This window comes from Streptomyces griseoaurantiacus (assembly GCF_036189845.1).
Taxonomy (GTDB): Bacteria; Actinomycetota; Actinomycetes; order Streptomycetales; family Streptomycetaceae; genus Streptomyces; species Streptomyces griseoaurantiacus.
Window position 1 is genome coordinate 7,031,486 of the sequence record NZ_CP108326.1, and the last position, 20,401, is coordinate 7,051,886.

Below are 20,401 nucleotides of genomic sequence, written 5' to 3' on the forward strand. Positions count from 1 at the left end.
TCAGCGGCCCCGAGGGCGGGTCAGCGGCCCCGAGGGCGGGTCAGCGGCCCCGAGGGCGGGTCAGCGGCGGGCGGCCCGCAGCCCCGTCAGCACCCGGTCCGGGGTGAGCGGCAGCTCGCGGAAGCGCACACCGGTGGCGTGGTGCACGGCGTTGCCGACGGCCGCCGCCGAGCCGACGATCCCGATCTCCCCGATGCCCTTGCTGCCCATCGGATTGGTGTGCGGATCCTCCTCGTCCAGCCAGTGCGCCTCCACGTCCGGCACGTCGGCGTGCGCGGGCACGTGGTACGCGGCCAGGTCCGACTCGGCGAAGTCGCCGAACACGGGGTCCGTCGTGCTGCCCTCGGTGAGCGCCATGCCGAGCCCCATCGTCATGCCGCCGACGAGCTGCGAGCGCGCGGTGCGGGCGTTGAGGATGCGCCCGGCGGCGAACACCCCGAGCAACCGGCGCACCCGGGTCTCCCCGGTGGCCGTGTCCACCGCGACCTCGGCGAAGTGCGCGCCGAACGCGTGCCGCGCGTAAGGGCTCTCGGCGTCGGCCGTGCCCTTGGTGTCGGCCAGCGTCCTCAGCCCGCCCTCCGGAACCCGCCCGGAGTGCTCGGCGAGCCGGGCCGCCAGCTCGGCGCACGCCTGGTGCACCGCCCAGCCCCACGAGGAACTCCCCGAAGAGCCGCCGGCCAGCGGGGCGGGCGGCAGGTCCGTGCTGCCGACCTCGCTGCGCACCCGCTCCAGCGGCACCCCGAGCGCGTCGGCGGCGACCTGCGCCAGGATCGTACGGGCGCCGGTGCCGATGTCGGTGGCGTTGATCCGCACCACGAACGTGCCGTCGGGCAGGGCCTCGGCGCTCGCGGCGGAGGGCGCCACCAGCACCGGATAGGTCGCGGCGGCCACGCCCGTGCCGATCAGCAGGGCTCCTTCGCGGCGGGTGCCGGGGCGCGGATCGCGCGCGGACCAGCCGAAGCGGCGGGCTCCCTCGCGCAGGCACTCCACCAGGTGCCGACTGCTGAACGGCTTGCCGCTGTCCGGTTCGGCGTCCGGCTCGTTGGCGATCCGCAGCTCGACGGGATCCCGGTTCAGGGCCGTGGCGAGCTCGTCCATCGCCGACTCCAGCGCGTACATCCCGGGCGCCTCGCCGGGCGCGCGCATCCACGAGGGCGTGGGCACGTCGAGCGGCACCACCCGGTGCTCGGTGAGGCTGTGCGGCACCGCGTACATCACCCGGGCGGGAACGGCCGCCTGCTCCGTGAACTCCTTGACGCGCGAGGTGTACGTCGTCACCTCGTGCAGCAGCCCGGCCAGCCGCCCGTCGGGCCCGCTGCCCAGCCGCAGCCGGTGCAGGGTGGGCGCGCGGTGGCCGGTGGCGGCGGGCAGCATCCGGCGGGGGATCGCCACGGTGACCGGACGTCCCGTGCGCAGCGTCGCCATCGTGGCCAGCACGACGTCCGGACGCGGGGTGCCCTTGGAACCGAAGCCGCCGCCCACGTGCTCGGCGGTGACCGTGATCCGCTCCTCCGGCAGCTCGAACAGGGCGGCCAGGGTGGCCCGTACGGTCGTGGCGCCCTGCGTGGAGGCGTACACCCGCAACCGGTCGCCGTCCCAGTGGGCGGTGGAGGTGTGCGGCTCCATCGGGTGGTTGTGCAGCGGCGGCACCCGGTAGGACACGTCCACCCGGGTCGCGGCGGCGGCGAACGCCGCCTCCGGGTCGCCGCGCAGACGACGGCCCGCGTTCCCGCCGTTGGCCCGCTCGGGGGTGTACGCCGCCGGGTGGTCCGCGGTGAGGAGCACGTCGTGCTCCTCGGCCGCGTACTCGACCCGCACGGCGGCGGCGCCCGCCCGGGCCGCCTCCAGGCTCTCCCCGACGACCAGGGCGACGAACCAGCCGTGGTGCGGCACCCGGTCGTCCTGCAGCACCCTCAGCGTCGGGTCGTCCGGCTCGGCCGGCCGGGGCGCGTCCGCCGGAGTGAGGACGGTCAGCACCCCGGGCTGCTCCAGGGCGCCCGAGGTGTCCAGGGACCGCACCCGGCCGCGCGCGACGGACGCGGCCACCGGCCACCCGTACGCCCGTCCGGGCAGCGGGTGTTCGGCGGCGTAGCGGGCGCGCCCCGTGACCTTCTCCCGCCCTTCGCGGCGCTCGGCCGGGGCACCGACGGCCGGAGAGCCGGCCGGTGTCTGCGCGGCGACGGAATCCATGAGGTCCTCCTGACATGCCCTGCGGGAACGAGGGGGAGACAGCGGTCGGTACGACGGCCGGACGCCCGCGGCGGTGCGTGCCCCGGACGCCGGGGTCAGGCCGGTGACGCGGTGCGCGGCGCCAGCCGGGTGAGGACGTCCAGGGCCAGACCCCGGGTCAGGGGCACCTTGAAGGCGTTGTCCCGCAGCGGGCTGGCCGCCGCGAGTTCCAGGTCCACGGCGTGCTCGAAGGCGTCCTCCGTGGGCGCGGCGCCCACCAGCGCCTCCTCGGCCCGCCGCGCCCGCCACGGCCGGTGCGCCACCCCGCCGAAGGCGATCGCGGCCCGGCGCACGACACCGTCCGCCACCTCCAGGACCGCGGCCACCGAGGCCAGCGCGAAGGCGTACGAGGCACGGTCCCGGGCCTTGCGGTACGCCGAGGGCAGCCCGGCCGTCGCCGCCGGCAGCACCACCCCGGTGATCAGCTCCCCGGGGCGGATCTCGGTGTCCCGCTCGGGGTGCTCGCCGGGCAGCCGGTGGAATTCCGCCACCGGAACCGTCCGCCTCCCCTCCGTCCCGTACAGCTCCACGCGGGCGTCCAGCGCGGCCAGCGCCACCGCCATGTCCGAGGGATGCGTGGCGACGCAGTGCCGCGAGTGCCCGAAGACGGCGTGGTCGCGGTGCACGCCCTCCAGGGCCCCGCACCCGCTGCCCGGCTCCCGCTTGTTGCACGGTTTGGTGACGTCCTGGAAGTACGGACAGCGGGTGCGCTGCAGCAGATTGCCGCCGGTGGTGGCGACATTGCGCAACTGCCCGGAGGCCCCGGCCAGCAACGCCTCGGAGAGCGCCGGATAGCGGTCCCGTACGGCGGGGTGGGCGGCCAGGTCGCTGTTGCGGACGGTGGCCCCCGCCCACAGCCCGCCCTCGGGCAGCTCCCGCACCCCCTCCAGCGGCAGCCGGCTCACGTCGATCAGGACCGGGGGCCGTTCCACCTCCAGCTTCATCAGGTCGATCAGATTGGTGCCGCCCCCGAGGTAACGGGCACCGGGGTGTGCGGCGTGCGCGTCGACGGCCTCCTCGACGCTGCCGGCCCGCAGATACGCGAAGGGTTTCACGGCAGTACGTCCTCCACGGCCTCGACGATGTGCGGATAGGCGGCGCAGCGGCACAGGTTGCCGCTGAGCCGCTCGCGGATCTCCTCCCGCGTCAGCGGTACCGGCTCGCCGGAGGGCGCGGCCGGATCGGTGACGTGCGAGGGATGGCCCGCCACCGCCTCGGCGATCGCGCCGACGGCGGAACAGAGCTGGCCCGGGGTGCAGTAGCCGCACTGGAACGCGTCACGTTCCAGGAAGGCCCGCTGCAAGGGGTGGAGCGGGTCACCACCGTTCTCCCCGTCCTCGCGGTCCTCGGGCGGGGCGAGTGCCGGCAGCCCCTCGACCGTGGTGACCTCGCAGCCGTCCAGGGCCACGGCGGGAAGCAGACAGCTGTTGACGCGGCGCCCGTCGAGGAGCACCGTGCAGGCGCCGCACTGACCGTGGTCGCAGCCCTTCTTCGCGCCGACGAGGTCCAGGTCCTCGCGCAGCAGGTCCAGCAGGACACGCCGGTTGTCGACGGTCAGCGTGTGCGACACGCCGTTGACGCGCAGCGTCGTCGTGGACCGGCAGGCGTCCGGCAGGGTGCCGAGGGCACCGCCCCCACCGGAGGCCCCGGGCCCCGGGCCGGTGGGCCGGGCGCTCTCACGGGCCCGGTCGCCGGTGCCTGTCTCGTGGTGCGGACCGTCCATGGCGTGGGGAGCCTTCCGTCGCGGCGGGACGCGGTCGCGGTGCGCGCGGGGCCGGGGCCCCGCGCGATGCCGTGGGAACCGCGTAACCAGGCTGCGGCACCTGACACGTCCCGGCACCTCGAGATCGCCGCGGGCGCCGCTCACCGGGGTCTGCTACACGGTGACGACGATCTTGCCGTGCGTGTGGCCCTCCTGGCTGCGCGCGAAGGCGTCCGCGAGCCGCTCCAGCGGGTACGTCGCGGCGACGGGCACCGTCAGCTTCCCCTCGTCCGCCAGTCGGCCCAGTTCGGCCAGGTCACTGCCGCTGGGCCGGACCCACATCCACTGCCCGCCGGCCTCCAGGACGGCGGGGTCGGCGATGGAGGCGTGCCGTCCGTCCTCGGCGAGGACCGAGCGGGTGACGTCCAGGACACCGCCCACGAAGTCGGCCACCACGTCGACACCGTCCGGCGCGAGTTCCCGCACCCGCTCGGCCAGCCCGTCACCGTAGGCGACGGGCTCCGCGCCCAGCTCGCGCAGCGTGTCGTGCCGCCCGGGCGAGGCGGTGCCGATCACCCGTGCGCCGAGCGCCACCGCGATCTGCACGCCCAGGGTGCCCACCCCGCCCCCCGCGTTGTGGATCAGCACGGTGCTGCCCTCGCCGGTGCCCAGGCGGGTCAGTGTCTGGTACGCCGTCAGCCCCGCGAGCGGCAGCCCGGCCGCCTGCTCCCACGACAGCGAGGCCGGGCGCCGGGCCAGGGCACGCACGGGGACGGTGACGAACTCGGCGAACGTCCCGCCGTGCACGTAGTCCTTGCGTGCGTACGCGAGCACCTCCTCGCCGACCGAGAACTCCGGCGTGTCGATGCCGACCTGCTCGACGACACCGGCCACGTCCCAGCCGGGCACCACGGGGAAGACGGTGTGCATCAGGTCCTTGAGCCCACCCGCCATGACCTTCCAGTCGACGGGATTGACCGAGGCGCAGCGCACTCGTACGAGGATCTCGCTCGGCCCCACCCGGGGGCGGGGCTGCCGGGTCTCCGACAGCACCTCGTTGCCGCCGAAGCGGTCGTAGGTCATGGCGCGCATCGAGGCGTCCGCGATCCTGTCCTGGTCCGTCATGGTGGGGTCTCCTTCTTGCGGTGGTTCCGGTGGTTCCGGCGTTCCCGGTGGCCGGGTGCAGTTCACCGGCGGTCGTCGGCGTCCGGGCCCCGGTCGAGCTGCCAGGGCGCCGGACCGGTGCCGTCGCTCCAGGCTTGCAGGGTGTCCCGATCGACGCAGAGGATGCCGCACTGCTCGGCGTACTCCATGGCGGGCGCGGTGTAGTCGCTCGTGGTGACGACGGCGGCGACCTCGGCCTCGTGCACGGTGTAACAGGTGCCGCCGAAGCGCTGCAGGTCCTGCGAGCCGACCTTGTGGGTGTCGCCATAGCGCTTGCACTGGACGACGAGACGCCGGCCGTCGGGGGCGAGACCCACCACGTCCGCGCCCAGGTCCCCGGCGCCGCCCACCACCTCCACCTCCGTGCACCCGTCCCGTTCGCACAGTGCGGCGACCGCCTGCTCGAACGCGTCGGCGTCGAGCGAGTCGTAGTCGACCGTCGTGTACCGCACGGGAGCGGTGACGGTGTCCGCGGCGAGAACGGAGGGGAGTTCCGGCGCGTACTCCGGTGCCGACCCGGCGCCGGCGAGCGCGGGTTCGGCCGGCGCGAGGGCGACCTCGGGCCCGGCCGTCCGCGGACCGGTGGTGGCGGGAGCCGATTCCAGGGCGTCGAGGGCCGTCGTCGTCGCGGCGTCGAAGGCGACCAGCGCGCGGCGCGCGGCCCGTCGCGCGGAGAAGCCGCGCCACCCCTGCCGCAGGGCGAGCGCGGCGCACGGCAGCAGCACCAGGCACAGTGCCACGGCCGGCACGGGCCGGTGCGCGACGGCCCGCGCGGCCGTCCGTGCGGCGAGCCCCAGCACCACGACGGCCAAAGCGAGCAGACCGAAGAACAGCGAGGTGCGCCGCAGGTCGAAACCGCGGCCACGACGACGTGGACGTATCCGGGGCGCGGGTGTGGTGGTCATGGACGGCGGTCCCCCCTCGCGGATCACACTCCGAAGATCACTCTCCTCGCACGTGTGCCCAAGATCGCCGGGTTAAGCCGAGAACCCCGGTGGGACGCGTGATGCCGTACGCGTCCCACCGGGGCGATGTGGTGCCGCTCAGCGGCGCGCGGTGTGACGCCGCGAACGGAGCAGCACCACAAGACCGGCGCAGAGCATCAGAGCACCGGCCGCCGCGGGCCAGAGCTGCGACCCGGTCTCCGCCAGGCTGCCCTGCGAACCCTCGGCCTGCGGCGCGGGGTTGACCGAACCCGCCGGCTCCTGGTCCTCCCCGCCCTCGGGGCGGGAGACCGCGGAGGGCGAGGCGGAGGTGTCGGGATTCGCGCCCGACTGCGCACGCTGGGCCTCGGACGCCACGGTCGACTCGGTCCTCGGGGCGTCCGCACCGGCGGTGCCGCCGGACTTCACGGCCTCGTCACCGGAACTTCCGGAACCCTTGGCCTCGTCCTGCCCGTTCGGCGTGCCGCCCTTGGCCGGGGCCTCGGTGGCACCACCGTTCCCGGTGTCGCCCTTGCCGTTGTCGCCCTTGCCGTCGTTGCCACCCTTGCCGTCGTTGTCACCCTTGCCGTCGTTGCCGCCCTGGCCGCCCTTGTCGTCGGACTCGCCGTTGCCCTTGCCGCCGTCGTCGTCGCCCTTGCCGGCGCCGTTCCCGTTCTCGGGCGGGGTGCCGGCGCCGCAGTTCCGGCCCTTGTTGAGGCAGTCCACGACCTGGTTCATCAGGTTCTGGTCCATGACGCTGATGAAGTCGTCGTGGTCGTTGATCGGCTTGTGCAGCTGCTCGGGGAATCCGTCGACCGCGTAGGCGTTCTTCACCTGGCCGTTCGCGATGACCGGGGTCGGGACGCTGTAGACGAGGCGCATCGTGAGCTGGGGGATGGCCTTGAACCCGCCCGCGCAGTTGCCGTTCGCGTCCGCGAAGGCGACGTGCGAGCGGTGGTTGGCGCTGTCGGTGTTCTGGCCGTCCCAGCAGCTCTGGAAGGCGAACGAGCGGACCACGTCACTGCCCTTGGGGCAGATCGGGTACTTGTCGGTCAGCTGGACCTTGTCCTCGAAGCCGGTGCAGGAGAAGTGCGCGTTGGCGTTCGCGGTGCCGTTGGTGAAGGCCTTGGCGTCACCGGTGATGATGCGCAGGAACTTCGGCATCCCGACGACCTTGGAGGTGGGACTGCCGACGTACTTGATCTCGGCCTGCTTGGCGGTGAGGATCTTGCCGACGTTGCCCTCCTTGCCGCCGCCGTCGTTGTTCTGGTCGAACTCCTGCGTGCCGTCCTGCACACGCATCACCGGCCAGTAGTACGAGGACTTGTCGCCCTTCTTGTCGCAGGACGTGCCGGCCGCGGCGAACGTGTCGTTGTTCGAGAAGGCGTTGACGTCCTGGTTGCCGACGTAGTCGTGGGTGTGGTGCGCGCCGTTGGTCACACCGGGCGCCACGATCACGTTGTCGGTGTTGTAGTTCTTGTTCTCGTTCACCCCGCAGTCGACGGAGAAGGAACCGCGGGAGGCCCCCGACCGCGCCTCCGGGGCACGGTTCACGTTCGGCCTCACGGTGCGGATGTCGACGAAGTCGGTGGCCTCCGGGCCGTTGCCGTTCTCCCCTCCGGCGGCCGGCGGCGTGCCGCCGTCCCCGCCGGTGCCCTGATCCCCGGAGCCCTTGTCGCCGGAATCCTTGCCGTCGGCGCCCGTGTCACCCGACCCGTTGCCGGTGGTGCCGCCGGGGGCGGTCCTCACCTCGCAGGCGGCCAGGTCGTCCAGGCCCGACGGACGCTCCCCGGTCGACTTCCCGATGGAGTCGGTGATCCTGCCGATGCTCTCCGCCCGCGACTTCTCCAGCGGGTCGAGCACCTCGCCCTTGACCTTCTCCCCGGCGCCGGGCGCGGTCCCCATCCGGGTCAGCCGCTGGTAGGCGTCGGTGACCTGGGTGTCCATCGCGGCCAGTTCGTCGCTCACACCGGCCAGGGCCTTCTCCGACAGCTCGGGCAGGCTGTCTGCGACCTCGGGACAGTCGACGGTGCTCCCCGCGGCACCGGCCGCGAGCCGGGTCGTCCCCGACTGGTTCGTCTCGTTCGTCTCGCTCGCGGAGGCGTACGTGTTGACGGCGATCAGACCGGCCCCGCCGACCATCAGTGCGATCGCCGCCACCGTACTGCGTCGCGCGGCCCTCGGTCTCCTGCGGGTCCCTCCGGTCACGACTTCCTCCTCGACTTGCCACCGGACAGGGCGGAACAGCCCTCGGGCTCTATACGGAGCCGGGACACAGGATGTTCACAGCAGTCTCAGGAGAATCGAGTTTCCGCGAGGAACGGACGTCTCGGCGGGGGCGGCGCACCGGAGTTGACGGTGTCTCGTGACCCCCGCCGAGCGGGGCGGCCGAACCGGCCGTGTGCTGAACCGGCCGTCGTTCAGCCGGGGGCGTGGACCGGCCGTCGTTCAGTCGAGGGTGTGAACCGGCCGTCGTTCAGCCGGGGAGCTTGGCCTTCAGCCCCTTCACGCCCTTCGCGCCGGCCCGGACACCGCCCACCGCGGCCCCCGGAAGCGCGCCCATTCGGGCCGAGCGGCGCACCAGCCGCGCCTCGCGGCGCAGCTCCTTCGCGGTGTGACGGCCGCGCCACAGGAGCGAGGGAACTCCGTGGGTGTCGTCGGCGGTGACGAGGAGGCCGCCGAACATCGAGACGTTTTTGAGGAAGTGGATGCGCTGCTGCACGCGGTCGGCGCCCTCCTCCGCCTCCCAGAAGCGGTGCCCCGCCAGCGTCGTCGGCACGAGCGTGCCGGCGAGGGCCAGGGCGGAGAGCCGGGGCATGCGGCCGAGCCCCAGCAGCACACCGGCCGCGACCTGCACGGCGCCGTTGAGGCGCACGGCCTGCAAGGTGCTGTCGGGCAGCATCGGCACACGGTCGGACACGGGCCGGACCACGGGCTCCGCGATCTCCGCCACCCGCTCGGGGTGACGGACGGAGTCCAGACCGCCCGCGATGAACATGGAGGCCAGCATCGGGCGGCCCAGCACTCGCAACACACTCATGGTCGGACCTTTCGGATGACGGGGACAGAGACAGGGTCGGGCGCCGGGCGGGTGCCCGTGGCGCCGTGAAGCGGCCGCTGCCGGGTTCCCCACCGGCACGGTGATCAATCCGCCCGCCCCCGCAGCCCCGCAGAGTGACGGTCACCGCTCGTCACCGCTCGGGCGGCACCGTCGCTCGCGTCTCCTCGGTGAAGTGGCGGGTGTCCAGCGGCAGCCGCAGGGCGTTGCGCCGGTGCGCCGCCTTCCAGTCGGCCTCCAGCGGCGAGGGCGGCACCGCGAGGACCGGGCAGGCGGCGTGGGCGAGGCAGTACCGGCTCACGGAGGGCGACACCAGCCGGTGCAGCCGGCCACGCCTGCCGGCGCCCACGACCAGCAGGTCACCCGCACGGTCGGCGATCTGCACCAGGGCCCGCCCGGCCGGACCCCGCCCGAGGACGGCCCGCAGCGGCACCCCGGGCCCGGCCGTCCCGAACGTCTCGTGCAGCACCGTCAGCAGGGTGCGCCGGGCCGTCCGCCGCAACTCGTCGAGCAGGGGCTCGACCCCGGCCGGGCGGTGGGCGGAGAGGTCCCCGCCCGGCGCCTCCCAGGCGAGCACGGCCCACAGTTCGGCGCCCCTGCGCCGCGCTTCCTCGGCGGCCCGGTACAGGGCCGTTCGGCTGCTGAGGGAGTCACTCGCACCGACCACGACACGAGCGGGCCCCACACCGTCGGCTTCAGACATGACCTCACCGTTCCACGTGTTCGTCTCCCGGACCGTCGTGCGCGCGGACGCGCCGTCGCTCCCACGGGCGGAGTCCACCCGGAGGGGCGCCGTCCGGCGCACTCCCGGCACGAGGTCCCGGGTACCCGCTCGGCGGCGTTCGGCACGTCCGCCTTCGGCCACGAGGGCGCGGGGAGCGCCACCGGGAGCCGGATACTCACTGTCAGATCCGGTCGACCGACCGTACACTGCAACCCACGCGTGCGCGTGCGGGGTTGAGCGGGGGGAACGGCATGTCCGGGGATCAGTACGGCACGTCCGGAGACGGTGACCACAGAGTCGGCGGCGACGCCGGAGACCGGCCGGAGACGGCCGCAGGGCAGTCGGGCGGCGGGGCCGGGGGACAGGCGGGCAAGGGGCCCGCAGGCCAGGCCGGCGCGGCCGGCGCGGCCGAAGACCGGTCGGAGGCGGGCTGGAGCCGGCCCGTGCCGCTCCAGGGCGGCCGCCCCGACCCGGCCGGACCTCCGTACGGCGTACCGGGCCCCCCGGCGACTCCGCCCGGGCAGGCGGGACCCCCATCGGCCCCCGCTGGGCCCCCGCCCGGCACGGCGGGCACCCCGTACGGGCCGCCCGGAACGCCGTACGGATCACCCGGCGGTCCCGGATCGCCGTACGGCCCGCCCGGTGGGGGCGGGTTCAACGCTTTCGACGGTTTCCACGGTCCCCAGGGACCGCCCGTGCCGCCCATGCCCTCCGCCCCGCCGCCCGCCCCCGCGGACGGCGTGCGGGCCGCCGGGGTGGCGCTGCTGAACCTCAGCGGTCTCGGCCTCGGGTACGCGCTCGTCCGCCGCCCCCTGCTGACCCTGCTCTGCTGTGCCGTGACCGCCGGTCTGCTGTTCCTCGCGCTGCCCGCGGACCCGGACGGCGTTCCGGTGCCCGCGCTCGCCCTCTACGCGGTTCTCCTCCTCGCGGCCGCCGCCCACGGTGCCGTGGTGGGCCTGCGGACCCGTCTCGCCTGGCCGCCGCGTGCCCCGCTGGCCCTCGCGCTCGGCGTCCTGCTCCTCGCCGTCCCGGCGGGCGGCGCGGTGCTGTACGACGACGCCCGTGACGAGGCCACCGAGCGGATGCTCCTCGACCGGCTGGACCACGCCGACCACCTCGTCGAGGCCGCCTCGGAGCAGCCGTTCACCCAGGCCAGGGCCGGCTACCGCCGTGCCCTGAACGCCTATGACGCCCTCGCCTCCGACCACCCCGGCTCCCGAGCCGCCGACCGTGTGCCCGGCCGGCTGCACGACTTCTACACGACGGTCGGCGCGCCCTACGCCCGCGGCCGGTACTGCGAGGCCGTACCGGCGCTCACCTTCCTGCGTACCGTTCCGCGCACCGTCGACCGCGCGCACCTCGGCTCGCTGGCCCGTTGGCCCGACGACCGGCTGGCCACATCCCTCTACGAGTGCGCCTCCGACGGGCTCACCTCGGGCGACGCCGAGTGGCCCGGCCTCTTCGGGGACCTGCTGACCACGTTCCCGGAGTCGGCGCAGGCGGCCGAGGTGGAACCGGCCGTGAAGTCGGCGGTCGGCAAGGCGGTCGGGGACGTGCGGGGGAAGGAACCGTGCACGGCGGTCTCCCGGCTGGAGGGCCTCTCCTCGCAGATCGGCGATCTGCCGGGGGAGAAGGCCGGGGTGGACGCGGCCCTGGCCAAGGACGCCGACCGGGCCGGCCGAGGCGCCGACGAGGGCGCCTACGCGTGCGGCGTCGACGAGTACGAGGACAAGGACTTCGACGCGGCCCTCGACAGCATGAGCGACTTCCTGAAGAACAACAAGCACCACAGGAACCGGGCCCGTGCCCAGAAGATCGCCATCGCCGCGGAGGTCGCGCAGACGATCCCGGCCGCGGGCAAGCGGCTGCCCACCACGGCCTCCGGCGGCAGCATCTCCGTCACGGTCAAGAACGACAGCCCCGACGACATCAGGGTCCTCTACACGGGCCCGGTCACCGGCAGTTTCACCCTCAAGGGATGCGGGGGCTGCACGGAGTACGACTGGGGCAGCACCCTGAGCCCCGGCTTCGAGCCCTGCGGCAAGAGCGGCCGGAACTATCCGCAGCGCACGATCTCACTGCCCGTCGGCACGACGTACTTCGTGCACAAGTCCCGCGGCAACGCGAGCACCACGACACCCTCGTCCGACACGGCCAAGCTCCGCCCCGGGTACGTCTACACGGAATGCGCGTACACGACACGCGGGCTCGGTGCCGGAACCGGCACGGGCACCGACGTCTGAACCCCACCCGTTCCGCGCGGGGTTCACGGGCCTCCGCCCATCCCCCGCGCGGGGTGCACGAGCCCCACCCGTTCCGGCGCGGAAACGGGTGGAGGCTCAGTGCGCCAGTGTCTGCGTGCCCAGGACCGTCAGCAGCGCCAGCCGGTCGGCGTCCTCACTGCCCGGCTCCGCCGTGAACACCATGATCCGGAGATCACTGCCGGACACGGAGAGCACATCGCAGTCCAGCGTGACGGCCCCCACCCGCGGATGGTCGATGATCTTGCGCGCCGCCTCGTGCGCGCCGACCGCGCCCGAGTCCCACAACTCGGCGAACCGCTCGCTGCGCGCCCGCAGTTCTGCCACCAGCCGCCGCAGACGCGGATCGTCCGGGTAGCGGGCGAAGGTCGCCCGTACGTCGGCCACGAGCGCCCGCTCGAACGCCCGCAGCGCCTCGGGGGTGTACCGGGCGCGGCTGCCCGGGCCGATGAAGTGCCGCCACACGCTGTTGCGTTCATCGCCCCGCCATCCGGACGGGTCGCCCATCAGCGCCGCGTACGGCGGATTGGCGAACAGCAGCGTCCAGGACGCGTCGAAGACGGCGACAGGGGTGCCCGACAGCCGGTCCAGCATGCGCTGCACACTCGGCGTGACATGCGTGGGCACGGTGCTCCCGCCCGGCGCCAGCAACCCGGCCAGCCGGAACAGATGGGCCCGCTCGGTCCCCGACAAGCGCAACGCCCGCGCGAGCGCCTCGACGACCTGGGGCGAGGGGTTCGACGCCCGGCCCTGTTCCAGCCGGGTGACGTAGTCGACCGAGATGCCGGCCAGCATGGCCAGCTCCTCGCGGCGCAGCCCCGCCGCCCGCCGCTGCCCCCCGGCCGGGAGACCCGCCGCCTCCGGGGACACCCGGTCCCGCCACCGGCGTACCGCACTGCCGAATTCCGCCGTCGCCATGCGTTCCAGTGTGCCCCGTCCGCCGTCCGGCTTCCTGGTACCGCTGGTCCCAGGAAGCGGGGACTCCTGGCAGGCCCGGCCGCACCGACGCAGCCTGGGACACATGACCACGACACTGATCACCGGGGCCAACAAGGGCCTCGGACACGAGACCGCCCGCCGCCTGACCGAAGCGGGCCACACCGTCTACCTCGGCGCCCGCGACGCCGAACGCGGCCGCCGGGCCGCCGAGGCCCTCGGCGCGCGCCCGCTCACCCTCGACATCACCGACGACGCCTCCGTCGCCGCGGCCGTCGAGACCGTCCGGGCGGACGGCGCCGGCCTGGACGTACTGATCAACAACGCCGGCATCGAGGGCCGGGGACCCGGCAACAGCGTCATCGGCGCCGCGGACGTCACGGCCGACATGATGCGCGAGATGTTCGAGACGAACGTCTTCGGCACGGTCCGGGTCACCCACGCCTTCCTGCCGCTGCTGCGCCGCTCCGCCGCCCCGGTCATCGTCAACGTCAGCAGCGGGCTCGCCTCGCTCACCGGACTGAGCACCCCGGGCACCCCGGCGTACGCCTACCCGGGCGTCGCCTACCCCGCTTCGAAGACGGCGGTCAACATGATCACCGTGCAGTTCGCGAAGGCGTTCCCGGAGATGCGGATCAACGCGGTGGAGCCCGGCTTCACCAAGACGGACCTCAACGGCAACACGGGGGTCCAGACCGTGGAGGAGGGCGCCGAGATCATCGTCCGGATGGCACAGGTGGGCGCGGACGGTCCCACGGGCGGCTACTTCGCTGCGGGCGGCCCGCTCCCGTGGTGACCCGGACGGGCTGCTTCGCCGCGGGCGGCCCACTCCTCCGGTGACCCGGGCGAGCGGGCGCGTCCGGAGCACCCGTGTCATCCGGGGCGGACGCTCACGGACGCGCGTCCGCCCGCCCCGGGCGGGCCGCCACGGGGGCGGGCCGGCCCGTCGCGGGCGGGTTCTGCCGCGGACGAGTGCGACGCGGACGAGTGCGACGCGGACGAGTGCGACGCGGACGGGCGTGCCGTGCCCCGTCCGGCCGGTTCCGCCGGTTCCGCCGGTCGGTGCGGTCAGCGGCGCGTGCGCAGCTTGCCCAGCAGGCGCTGCGCCTGGGCACGGCGCCGAGGGTCGGAGGCCGTGCGGCGCGCCTGGTCGATCGTCCGCCGGCCCTGCGGGCTCCTTGCGAACTGCTTGATGCGTTCCATGACTCCGGGCATGACGTTCCCTCCCGGCCGGTGGGCCCGCCAGGGCCTCCGCGCCTTCGGTCGGCGGTTCGCGCGCCGCCTTCCCGCGTACGCGCTCCCTGCCCCGGCTACCCCGCATCGGCCGCCCGGCACCTCCCCGCCGCCAGAGGCGCGGTTGCGGGCACCGGGCGTCATAAGGCGCGCGGTTGCGGGCACCCGGGGAGCACCGGCGACGCGTACAGCGGCGCCCGCGACCGTTGCCGTCCCGGCAACCGCTCGCAGCAGTACCGCTCACAGCAAGGAGGCATCCGTGGGACACGGCGGAGACGTCATTCACGAACTGACCACCGACCACCGCGAAGTGGAGGAGATGTTCGCCCGCTTCGAGGCACTGCCGACCGGGGACGGCCGCCGCAAGGAACTGGTCGACCAGGTCACCATCGAACTCGTGCGCCACTCCGTCGCGGAGGAGATGCACCTGTACCCGGCGGTGCGCAAGTACCTCCCGGACGGCGACTCCCTGGCCGACAAGGAGCTGGAGGACCACAGCACGGCCGAGCGCACCATGAAGGAGCTGGAGGGCTGCGAGCCGGACGACCCCCGCTTCGACCAGCTGATGACCTCGCTGATGAGTGAGATCCGCGAGCACGTCGCCGACGAGGAGAACAACCTGTTCCCGCGACTGCGTCAGGCGGCCGACGCCGAGGACCTGGAGAAGCTCGGCGAGAAGGTGCGTACGGCCAAGAAGACGGCCCCGACCCGGCCCCACCCGGCCTCCCCGGACAAGCCGCCGGCCAACAAGCTGCTCGACCCGGGCGCCGGCATGATCGACCGGCTCCGTGACGCGCTCTCGGGCCGAGGCAAGAACGGCTGAGGCGGAACCACGGAAGTCCGGGCCGGGCCCGCCGAGGTAGGGCGGGCCCGCGCGGCCGGACGGCGCCGGGGCCGGGGGCGGCTGCGGCCCCCGGCCCCGGCGCGTTCAGGCATCCGCGCTCATGTACGCACGTCCCCGCACGGCGGCGGACCGCCGAGGAGCGGAGGCACCGTCGTTCCGGCGCGATCGGTGATGCACCCGTACCCCGGCCGCCTCTTTTGCCGAAACGGCAAGGCGCGTCGCCCGGGTTGTCGCCGGTGCCGCAGGATCGGTCCCGCGTACCCCGTTCGTACGGTCACGCGTACCGTTCCGCCGATACCCCGGGAGACCTCGTGCCCCTCACCCCCGCCACCGGAGCACCCGTCCACCGCCTGGTGCCCTCGCCCGCCGGGCGGACCCATCTGGTCGAACAGGGCGAGGGCCCCCTGGTCCTGCTCGTGCACGGCTTCCCGGAGTCCTGGTACTCCTGGCGCCACCAGCTCCCCGCCCTCGCCGCGGCCGGCCACCGTGCCGTGGCCATGGACGTGCGCGGCTACGGGCGGTCCTCCCGGCCCGAGGCGATGGAGGCCTACCGCATGGTCGAGCTGGTCGAGGACTGCGTCGCCGTCGTGGAGGCCCTCGGCGAGCGGACGGCCGTCGTCGTGGGCCACGACTGGGGCTCCAACATCGCCGCCACCTGCGCACTCCTGCGGCCCGAGGTGTTCCGCGCCGTCGCGATGCTCAGCGTCCCCTACGCCCCGCCCGGAGGCCCCCGGCCCACCGAGGCCTTCGCGAGGATCGGCGGCGAGGACGAGTTCTACGTGTCCTATTTCCAGCAGCCCGGACGCGCCGAGGCCGAGATCGAGCCCGATGTACGGGGCTGGCTGGCCGGCGTCTACGCGGCGCTGTCCGCCGACACCATGCCCGCCGCCGGCGCCCCCGACCCGCACTTCGTATCCCGCGGCGGCCGGATGCGCGACCGCTTCCCCGCCGACCGGCTGCCCTCCTGGCTCACCGAGGAGGAACTCGACGTCTACGCGGGCGAGTTCGAGCGGACCGGTCTGACCGGGGCGCTCAACCGCTACCGCAACATGGACCGCGACTGGGCCGACCTCACCGCCCACCACGGCGCCGCGATCACCCAACCCTCCCTGTTCGCGGGCGGCGCGCAGGACGCCTCCACCCGCTGGATGAGCGAGGCGATCGAGGCCTTCCCCCACACCCTGCCCGGGCTGGTGGGCTCGCACCTGCTGGAGGGCTGCGGCCACTGGATCCAGCAGGAGCGCCCGGAGGAGATCAACCGACTGCTGACGGACTGGCTCGCCGGACTCCCGTCCGCCTGACGCCTCGGGCCGGGACCCTCGGCGGGGGCACCGGGGCGGCCCCGCCGGTGACACCCGGCCGGGCTCCGGCGGGGACGCCCGGGTGGGGCCGCGCCTGCGCCGTACGGGTGCCACGTACGAACCCGACCGCGCGGTCCCCGGCGCGTACCGCCGCCTCCCCGGGAGCCGCACGACCAGCATGGTCCGGCGGCTCCCGCGCGCGCCGCACGACCAGGGCGCGTGCGAAACCGTGCGCAGCGACCGTCCCGTGCGGTCCCGTCCCGTCCCCTCCCGGCGGAGGCCGAAGCCATGTCGGACCGCGAACCCCGCGACGCCACACCCGCCCCCGGCGCCACCGCCGTACCCCGGGGCCGGGCCAGGAGCCGGCGACCCAGTGAGGTCACCCTGTTCAGCGGCGTCTACGGCCTCGTCATGGCCGGCGCGATGGCCGCCGCGCTCGACAGCCCCGGCGAACCCTCCGACCCGGGCTCCGACGCGCTCTGGGTGCTCCTCACCGCCGTCGCCTCCGCGGCCGCCCACGGCTACGCCCACGTCGTCGCCCACCGCGCCTCCTCGGGCGGCCGGGGTGCCCGCGCCGGGCTGCGCGCGATGGCCGCCGAGTGGCCCGTGGTAGCCGCGGCCACCCCCACCGTCGTCTTCCTGCTGCTCTCCCTGCCGCCGCTGTGGACGGAGGGAACGGCGGTCGACACCGCACTGCTGCTCAACACCCTGCTGCTCACCGGCTGGGGCGTGTGGACCGCGCGCAGCGCGGGCCGCGGCTGGCCCGCGTGCCTGCGCGCCGGGGCCGTCGACATGATCGTCGGACTGGTCATCATCCTGGCCAACGCCCTGATCAAATAGGCGCGTTGGGCCTACTGCCCAAGAGATGTACGGGGCACGAATCAGCCAACCACCGTGGCGGACCGGCCGTTGTCACCCGGCCCGCCTCCGGATCGTACGGCGCGATCTGGCCGGAACGTGATCAGTGTGCTTCCCTGAGAACAGAACCGCACGATTCCACCCGCAACTCGGCACACCGCAGTGCCGGTTGCGGGTTGACACATGTCCACAATCGCCCGGCCCGCACACGCACGGAGCCGGCGACGAGAGCGAGCACGGGGGCGATGAAGACGTCAGCGAGCGACGTGGAGTTCGACGTGGTGAACCTGTCCGGTTCGGCCTCGGCGGCCGTGGACCTCGACGACTTGCCGGACAGTGCGCTCGGGGAGTCCTTGCGGCGGGTGCTGCGCGATGTCGTCGACGGGACGCTCTCCGACGTGGCCGGGTTCAGTTCGGCCATTTGACCCTCCGCGTGGTGGCACGACGAGACGCTCTGGCGAGATCGGTCGGGTACCGGGAGCAGGAGGTGGCGAGTGTCGGAGGTCCGGCCCTTCCGGGAATGGGTGGTCAAGGTCGCGCAGCCCTGCAATCTGGCCTGCGACTACTGCTACGTCTATGAACTCCAGGATTCGACCTGGCGGGACAAACCTCGCGTGATGTCGCTGGAGACGGCCGAACGTCTTGCCGGGAGAATAGCGGAACACGCGCGGGCCCACGCACTGGAGGAGGTCCGCATCGTCCTCCACGGCGGGGAGCCGCTGCTCGCCGGGAGGGAACGGATCGAAGACTTGGTAACGGTCCTTCGGTCCGCGCTCCACAGCGTTGCCCGTTGTGATATTTCCTTGCAGAGCAACGGAACACTCCTTGATCCACTCTGGTTGGAACTGTTCCGCCGGCACCACGTGTCGGTGGGGGTCAGCCTTGACGGTGACCGTGGGACCAACGACCTGCATCGTCGTTCCAGGAACGGACGGAGTAGCTACACCGCCGTCCGGAGGGGGCTGGAACTGTTAAGGCAACCGGGGAACCGTGCCCTCTACCGGGGTCTGCTGTGCACGGTGGATGTCACGACCGATCCGACGGCCGTCTACGAGGAGTTGCTGTCCCACGAGCCCCGCGCCATCGACTTCCTCCTGCCGCACGCGACGTGGGAGCATCCTCCGCCGCATCACGACCCCCGGCGCACGCCGTACGCACGGTGGCTGCTGACCGTCTTCGAACGCTGGTACTCCGCGCCGCACCGGGAGACCCGGATCCGTCTGTTCGACGATCTCCTGGACCTCTCGCTCGGCGGGTGGGCGCGGTCGGCGAGTGTGGGACTGGGGGAGACGGACTTCATCGTCGTCGAGACCGACGGAACGATGGAGCTGCCCGATTCCCTCAAGGCGGCTTACGAGGGTGCCGCCGCCACCGGGATGAACGTCCTCGACCACGACTTCGACGCACTGGCACGCCATCCGGCCGTCGTCGAGGCGCGGGGCGGGGGACGGGAGACGCTCGCTGAGGAATGCCGGAAATGCACCGTCGTGCGCATCTGCGGGGGAGGGCTGCGCACCCACCGCTTCGCGCCCGATACGGGGTTCGACAACCCGAGCGTCTACACCGCCGATCTGCGCGTCCTGACGACGCACATCCGGGACCGCGCACTGGCGGACGCCGCCGCACTGCTGGGGAGGGCCTCGTGACCCCCTTCGACACACTGCGCATGACGGCCGCCGACTTCGCGGCCGTGGCGGGCTGCCGTCCCACGAGCCAGGCGCTGACCGTGCTCCGCGAGGGGCAGATCAGCAGACGGCTGCTGATGCTCAAGAGCGTCGCCGACATGGCCCGGCGCACCGTGCCCGGGCTGTGGTCGCGATCCGGTGCCGCCGACGGATGGGAGCTTTGCGGGAGGGCTCGCGGGGCCGACGCGCAGGCGTTCGAGTGGGTGGTACTCGCACCTCACGTCGGGGTGTGGCTCGGCCGGTGTCTGAGAGCGCTCACCCGTTCCGGCCCGGCCTCCCGACTGTCCGTGGACCTGTCCCGGCTCGGGTCGTTCGCCGCCGCCGCCGCGTTACGCGCCGGTCTGCATCCCGACATCACACTGTCCACGCCGGACGGCCTGCTCTGGCTGCCGACCCTGGGCGTGGCCGAACTGCCCGAGGGGACCCGACGGGTCCGGCTCGACGGCCCGTATCTGCGTCTGGCGGGACGGACAGTCGGCCTGCGTGAGGACCAGGGTCGGCGACTGGCCACGGAAGGCCCGCGGTGGCTCTCCCCGCACCGCGTCACGGTTCACCCGGACGGCAGGGGGCCGGTGCTGTCGGTGGCCATCGACGACGTCGACCCCTACCGGCTGCCGGCCCATGGTCATCCCGTGCAGAAGCGGCAGGACTCCTTCCAAGTGGCCCATTGGGAGCAGACGCTGGGGGAAGCCTGGCGGCTGCTCGCAGCCGTCCTGCCCGAGCGTGCCGACGCCTGTGCCGGGCTGTGCACCACCCTGGTGCCCTTGCTCCCGGATCCCGCCGGACGTGGCCGCAGTTCGTCGTCGCGGGAGACCTACGGTGCGGTGGCGGTCGCTCCCCAGGACGATCCCGAGCGCCTGGCGGAGACCCTGCTCCACGAGACCGCGCATGTCTCCTTCGCCGCCCTCACCGATCTGGTCGATCTGGCGGACCCGCACGATGAGTCGCGGCACCGCGTGGGCTGGCGCCCGGACCCCCGCCCCGTCGGGGCAGTACTGACCGGTGCGCATGCGCACCTGGCGCTGCTGGAGTTCTGGGCCCGCCGTGCCCGGGAGACGAGCGACGCGACGGCCCGGATCGCGGCCGCGCGCCACGAGCGCTACGGCCGCCAGGTCGCCGCCGCCCTCCGTCAATTGCACGGCCACCGTGCGCTGACGCCGCGCGGGGCCCTCTTCGTCGACCACATGATCGCCGAGGCCGAACACCATGGTCGGCGGGTGCGCCGGTTCCAGGCAGGGCATCACCCGGGCGGAGGGCTCGAAACGTCGTCCTCCCTTCGAGTGACGTCCGGTGATGCGGCACTTCCCAAGGGGAACGAGGGCCGTTCACCGCAGGGGCACGCGGTGGGGACCGGTGAAGCATCCGCCACTACGGGCGGGAACGCATCAGCCATTCAGACGAGGAGGGGGGCATGGACGGAGCAGCCGACGGCGGGGTGGCAGCGCGAGAACGGGCTGAACGCCCCATATTGTGCGTGAGTGTC

Annotated in this window: 18 protein-coding genes; 8 read left to right on the top strand and 10 right to left on the bottom strand. The window is 73.6% G+C overall.

Features of this window, described 5'->3' with window-relative positions; genetic code table 11:
- Positions 1-60: 60 nt before the first annotated feature.
- The 8 genes from OHB09_RS30890 to OHB09_RS30925 all read right to left on the bottom strand — a co-directional run bounded on the left by OHB09_RS30890 (position 61) and on the right by OHB09_RS30925 (position 9,779).
- Positions 61-2,190: a xanthine dehydrogenase family protein molybdopterin-binding subunit gene (locus tag OHB09_RS30890; protein ID WP_328922882.1), complete on the bottom strand. Its 2,130-nt coding sequence runs from the start codon at positions 2,188-2,190 to the stop codon at positions 61-63.
- 95 nt (positions 2,191-2,285) lie between these two features.
- A complete protein-coding gene (locus OHB09_RS30895; RefSeq protein ID WP_328727757.1) occupies positions 2,286-3,284 on the bottom strand; it encodes an FAD binding domain-containing protein in 999 nt (332 codons plus the stop codon).
- Positions 3,281-3,952, bottom strand: coding sequence for a (2Fe-2S)-binding protein (locus tag OHB09_RS30900; protein WP_234528501.1), 672 nt, complete (start codon positions 3,950-3,952; stop codon positions 3,281-3,283). Before OHB09_RS30900 ends, OHB09_RS30895 begins: the two co-directional genes overlap by 4 nt.
- Positions 3,953-4,105: 153 nt before the next feature.
- Positions 4,106-5,023: an NADP-dependent oxidoreductase gene (locus tag OHB09_RS30905; RefSeq protein ID WP_191853817.1), complete on the bottom strand. Its 918-nt coding sequence runs from the start codon at positions 5,021-5,023 to the stop codon at positions 4,106-4,108.
- A gap of 95 nt (positions 5,024-5,118) precedes the next feature.
- Positions 5,119-6,000 carry a restriction endonuclease gene (locus OHB09_RS30910; RefSeq protein WP_191853622.1) on the bottom strand — a complete coding sequence of 294 codons (882 nt, stop codon included), beginning with the start codon at positions 5,998-6,000 and terminating at the stop codon, positions 5,119-5,121.
- Between the two features lie 138 nt (positions 6,001-6,138).
- Positions 6,139-8,226 (bottom strand): DUF1996 domain-containing protein, encoded by a 2,088-nt coding sequence (locus OHB09_RS30915; RefSeq protein WP_328922883.1) that lies wholly within the window; start codon positions 8,224-8,226, stop codon positions 6,139-6,141.
- 268 nt (positions 8,227-8,494) lie between these two features.
- Entirely contained in the window at positions 8,495-9,058 is a 564-nt protein-coding gene (locus tag OHB09_RS30920; RefSeq protein WP_093594566.1) for a DoxX family protein, read from the bottom strand.
- Positions 9,059-9,209: 151 nt separating this feature from the next.
- On the bottom strand, positions 9,210-9,779 hold the full coding sequence (locus tag OHB09_RS30925; RefSeq protein WP_040895054.1) for a universal stress protein: 570 nt from the start codon (positions 9,777-9,779) through the stop codon (positions 9,210-9,212).
- Positions 9,780-10,504: 725 nt separating this feature from the next.
- On the opposite strand from OHB09_RS30925, the gene OHB09_RS30930 reads away from it, so the two are divergent.
- Positions 10,505-12,043 carry a hypothetical protein gene (locus tag OHB09_RS30930; protein WP_191892141.1) on the top strand — a complete coding sequence of 513 codons (1,539 nt, stop codon included), beginning with the start codon at positions 10,505-10,507 and terminating at the stop codon, positions 12,041-12,043.
- 96 nt (positions 12,044-12,139) lie between these two features.
- On the opposite strand, the gene OHB09_RS30935 is transcribed toward OHB09_RS30930, so the two are convergent.
- Positions 12,140-12,979, bottom strand: a complete 840-nt coding sequence (locus OHB09_RS30935; RefSeq protein WP_191853623.1) for a helix-turn-helix transcriptional regulator — start codon at positions 12,977-12,979, stop codon at positions 12,140-12,142.
- Positions 12,980-13,082: 103 nt separating this feature from the next.
- Between OHB09_RS30935 and OHB09_RS30940 the strand changes: the two genes are divergently transcribed.
- A complete protein-coding gene (locus OHB09_RS30940) occupies positions 13,083-13,793 on the top strand; it encodes an SDR family NAD(P)-dependent oxidoreductase (protein ID WP_006140018.1) in 711 nt (236 codons plus the stop codon).
- Positions 13,794-14,065: 272 nt separating this feature from the next.
- Here OHB09_RS30940 and OHB09_RS30945 read toward each other — a convergent pair whose 3' ends face one another.
- Positions 14,066-14,212: a hypothetical protein gene (locus tag OHB09_RS30945; RefSeq protein ID WP_006140017.1), complete on the bottom strand. Its 147-nt coding sequence runs from the start codon at positions 14,210-14,212 to the stop codon at positions 14,066-14,068.
- A gap of 277 nt (positions 14,213-14,489) precedes the next feature.
- Here OHB09_RS30945 and OHB09_RS30950 point away from each other — a divergent pair, with 277 nt between their 5' ends.
- The 6 genes from OHB09_RS30950 (at position 14,490) to OHB09_RS30975 (ending at position 20,396) form a co-directional block, all read left to right on the top strand.
- Positions 14,490-15,053: a hemerythrin domain-containing protein gene (locus OHB09_RS30950; RefSeq protein WP_319351825.1), complete on the top strand. Its 564-nt coding sequence runs from the start codon at positions 14,490-14,492 to the stop codon at positions 15,051-15,053.
- 332 nt (positions 15,054-15,385) lie between these two features.
- Positions 15,386-16,375 carry an alpha/beta fold hydrolase gene (locus OHB09_RS30955; RefSeq protein ID WP_319351826.1) on the top strand — a complete coding sequence of 330 codons (990 nt, stop codon included), beginning with the start codon at positions 15,386-15,388 and terminating at the stop codon, positions 16,373-16,375.
- 288 nt (positions 16,376-16,663) lie between these two features.
- Positions 16,664-17,215 (top strand): hypothetical protein, encoded by a 552-nt coding sequence (locus OHB09_RS30960; protein WP_006140014.1) that lies wholly within the window; start codon positions 16,664-16,666, stop codon positions 17,213-17,215.
- A 263-nt stretch (positions 17,216-17,478) separates the two neighbouring features.
- Positions 17,479-17,658: an FxSxx-COOH cyclophane-containing RiPP peptide gene (gene fxsA, locus OHB09_RS30965; protein WP_318295410.1), complete on the top strand. Its 180-nt coding sequence runs from the start codon at positions 17,479-17,481 to the stop codon at positions 17,656-17,658.
- A gap of 99 nt (positions 17,659-17,757) precedes the next feature.
- Positions 17,758-18,879 carry an FxsB family cyclophane-forming radical SAM/SPASM peptide maturase gene (locus OHB09_RS30970; RefSeq protein WP_319351836.1) on the top strand — a complete coding sequence of 374 codons (1,122 nt, stop codon included), beginning with the start codon at positions 17,758-17,760 and terminating at the stop codon, positions 18,877-18,879.
- Positions 18,876-20,396: an HEXXH motif domain-containing protein gene (locus OHB09_RS30975; RefSeq protein ID WP_328922884.1), complete on the top strand. Its 1,521-nt coding sequence runs from the start codon at positions 18,876-18,878 to the stop codon at positions 20,394-20,396. Before OHB09_RS30970 ends, OHB09_RS30975 begins: the two co-directional genes overlap by 4 nt.
- The last annotated feature ends 5 nt before the right edge of the window (positions 20,397-20,401 follow it).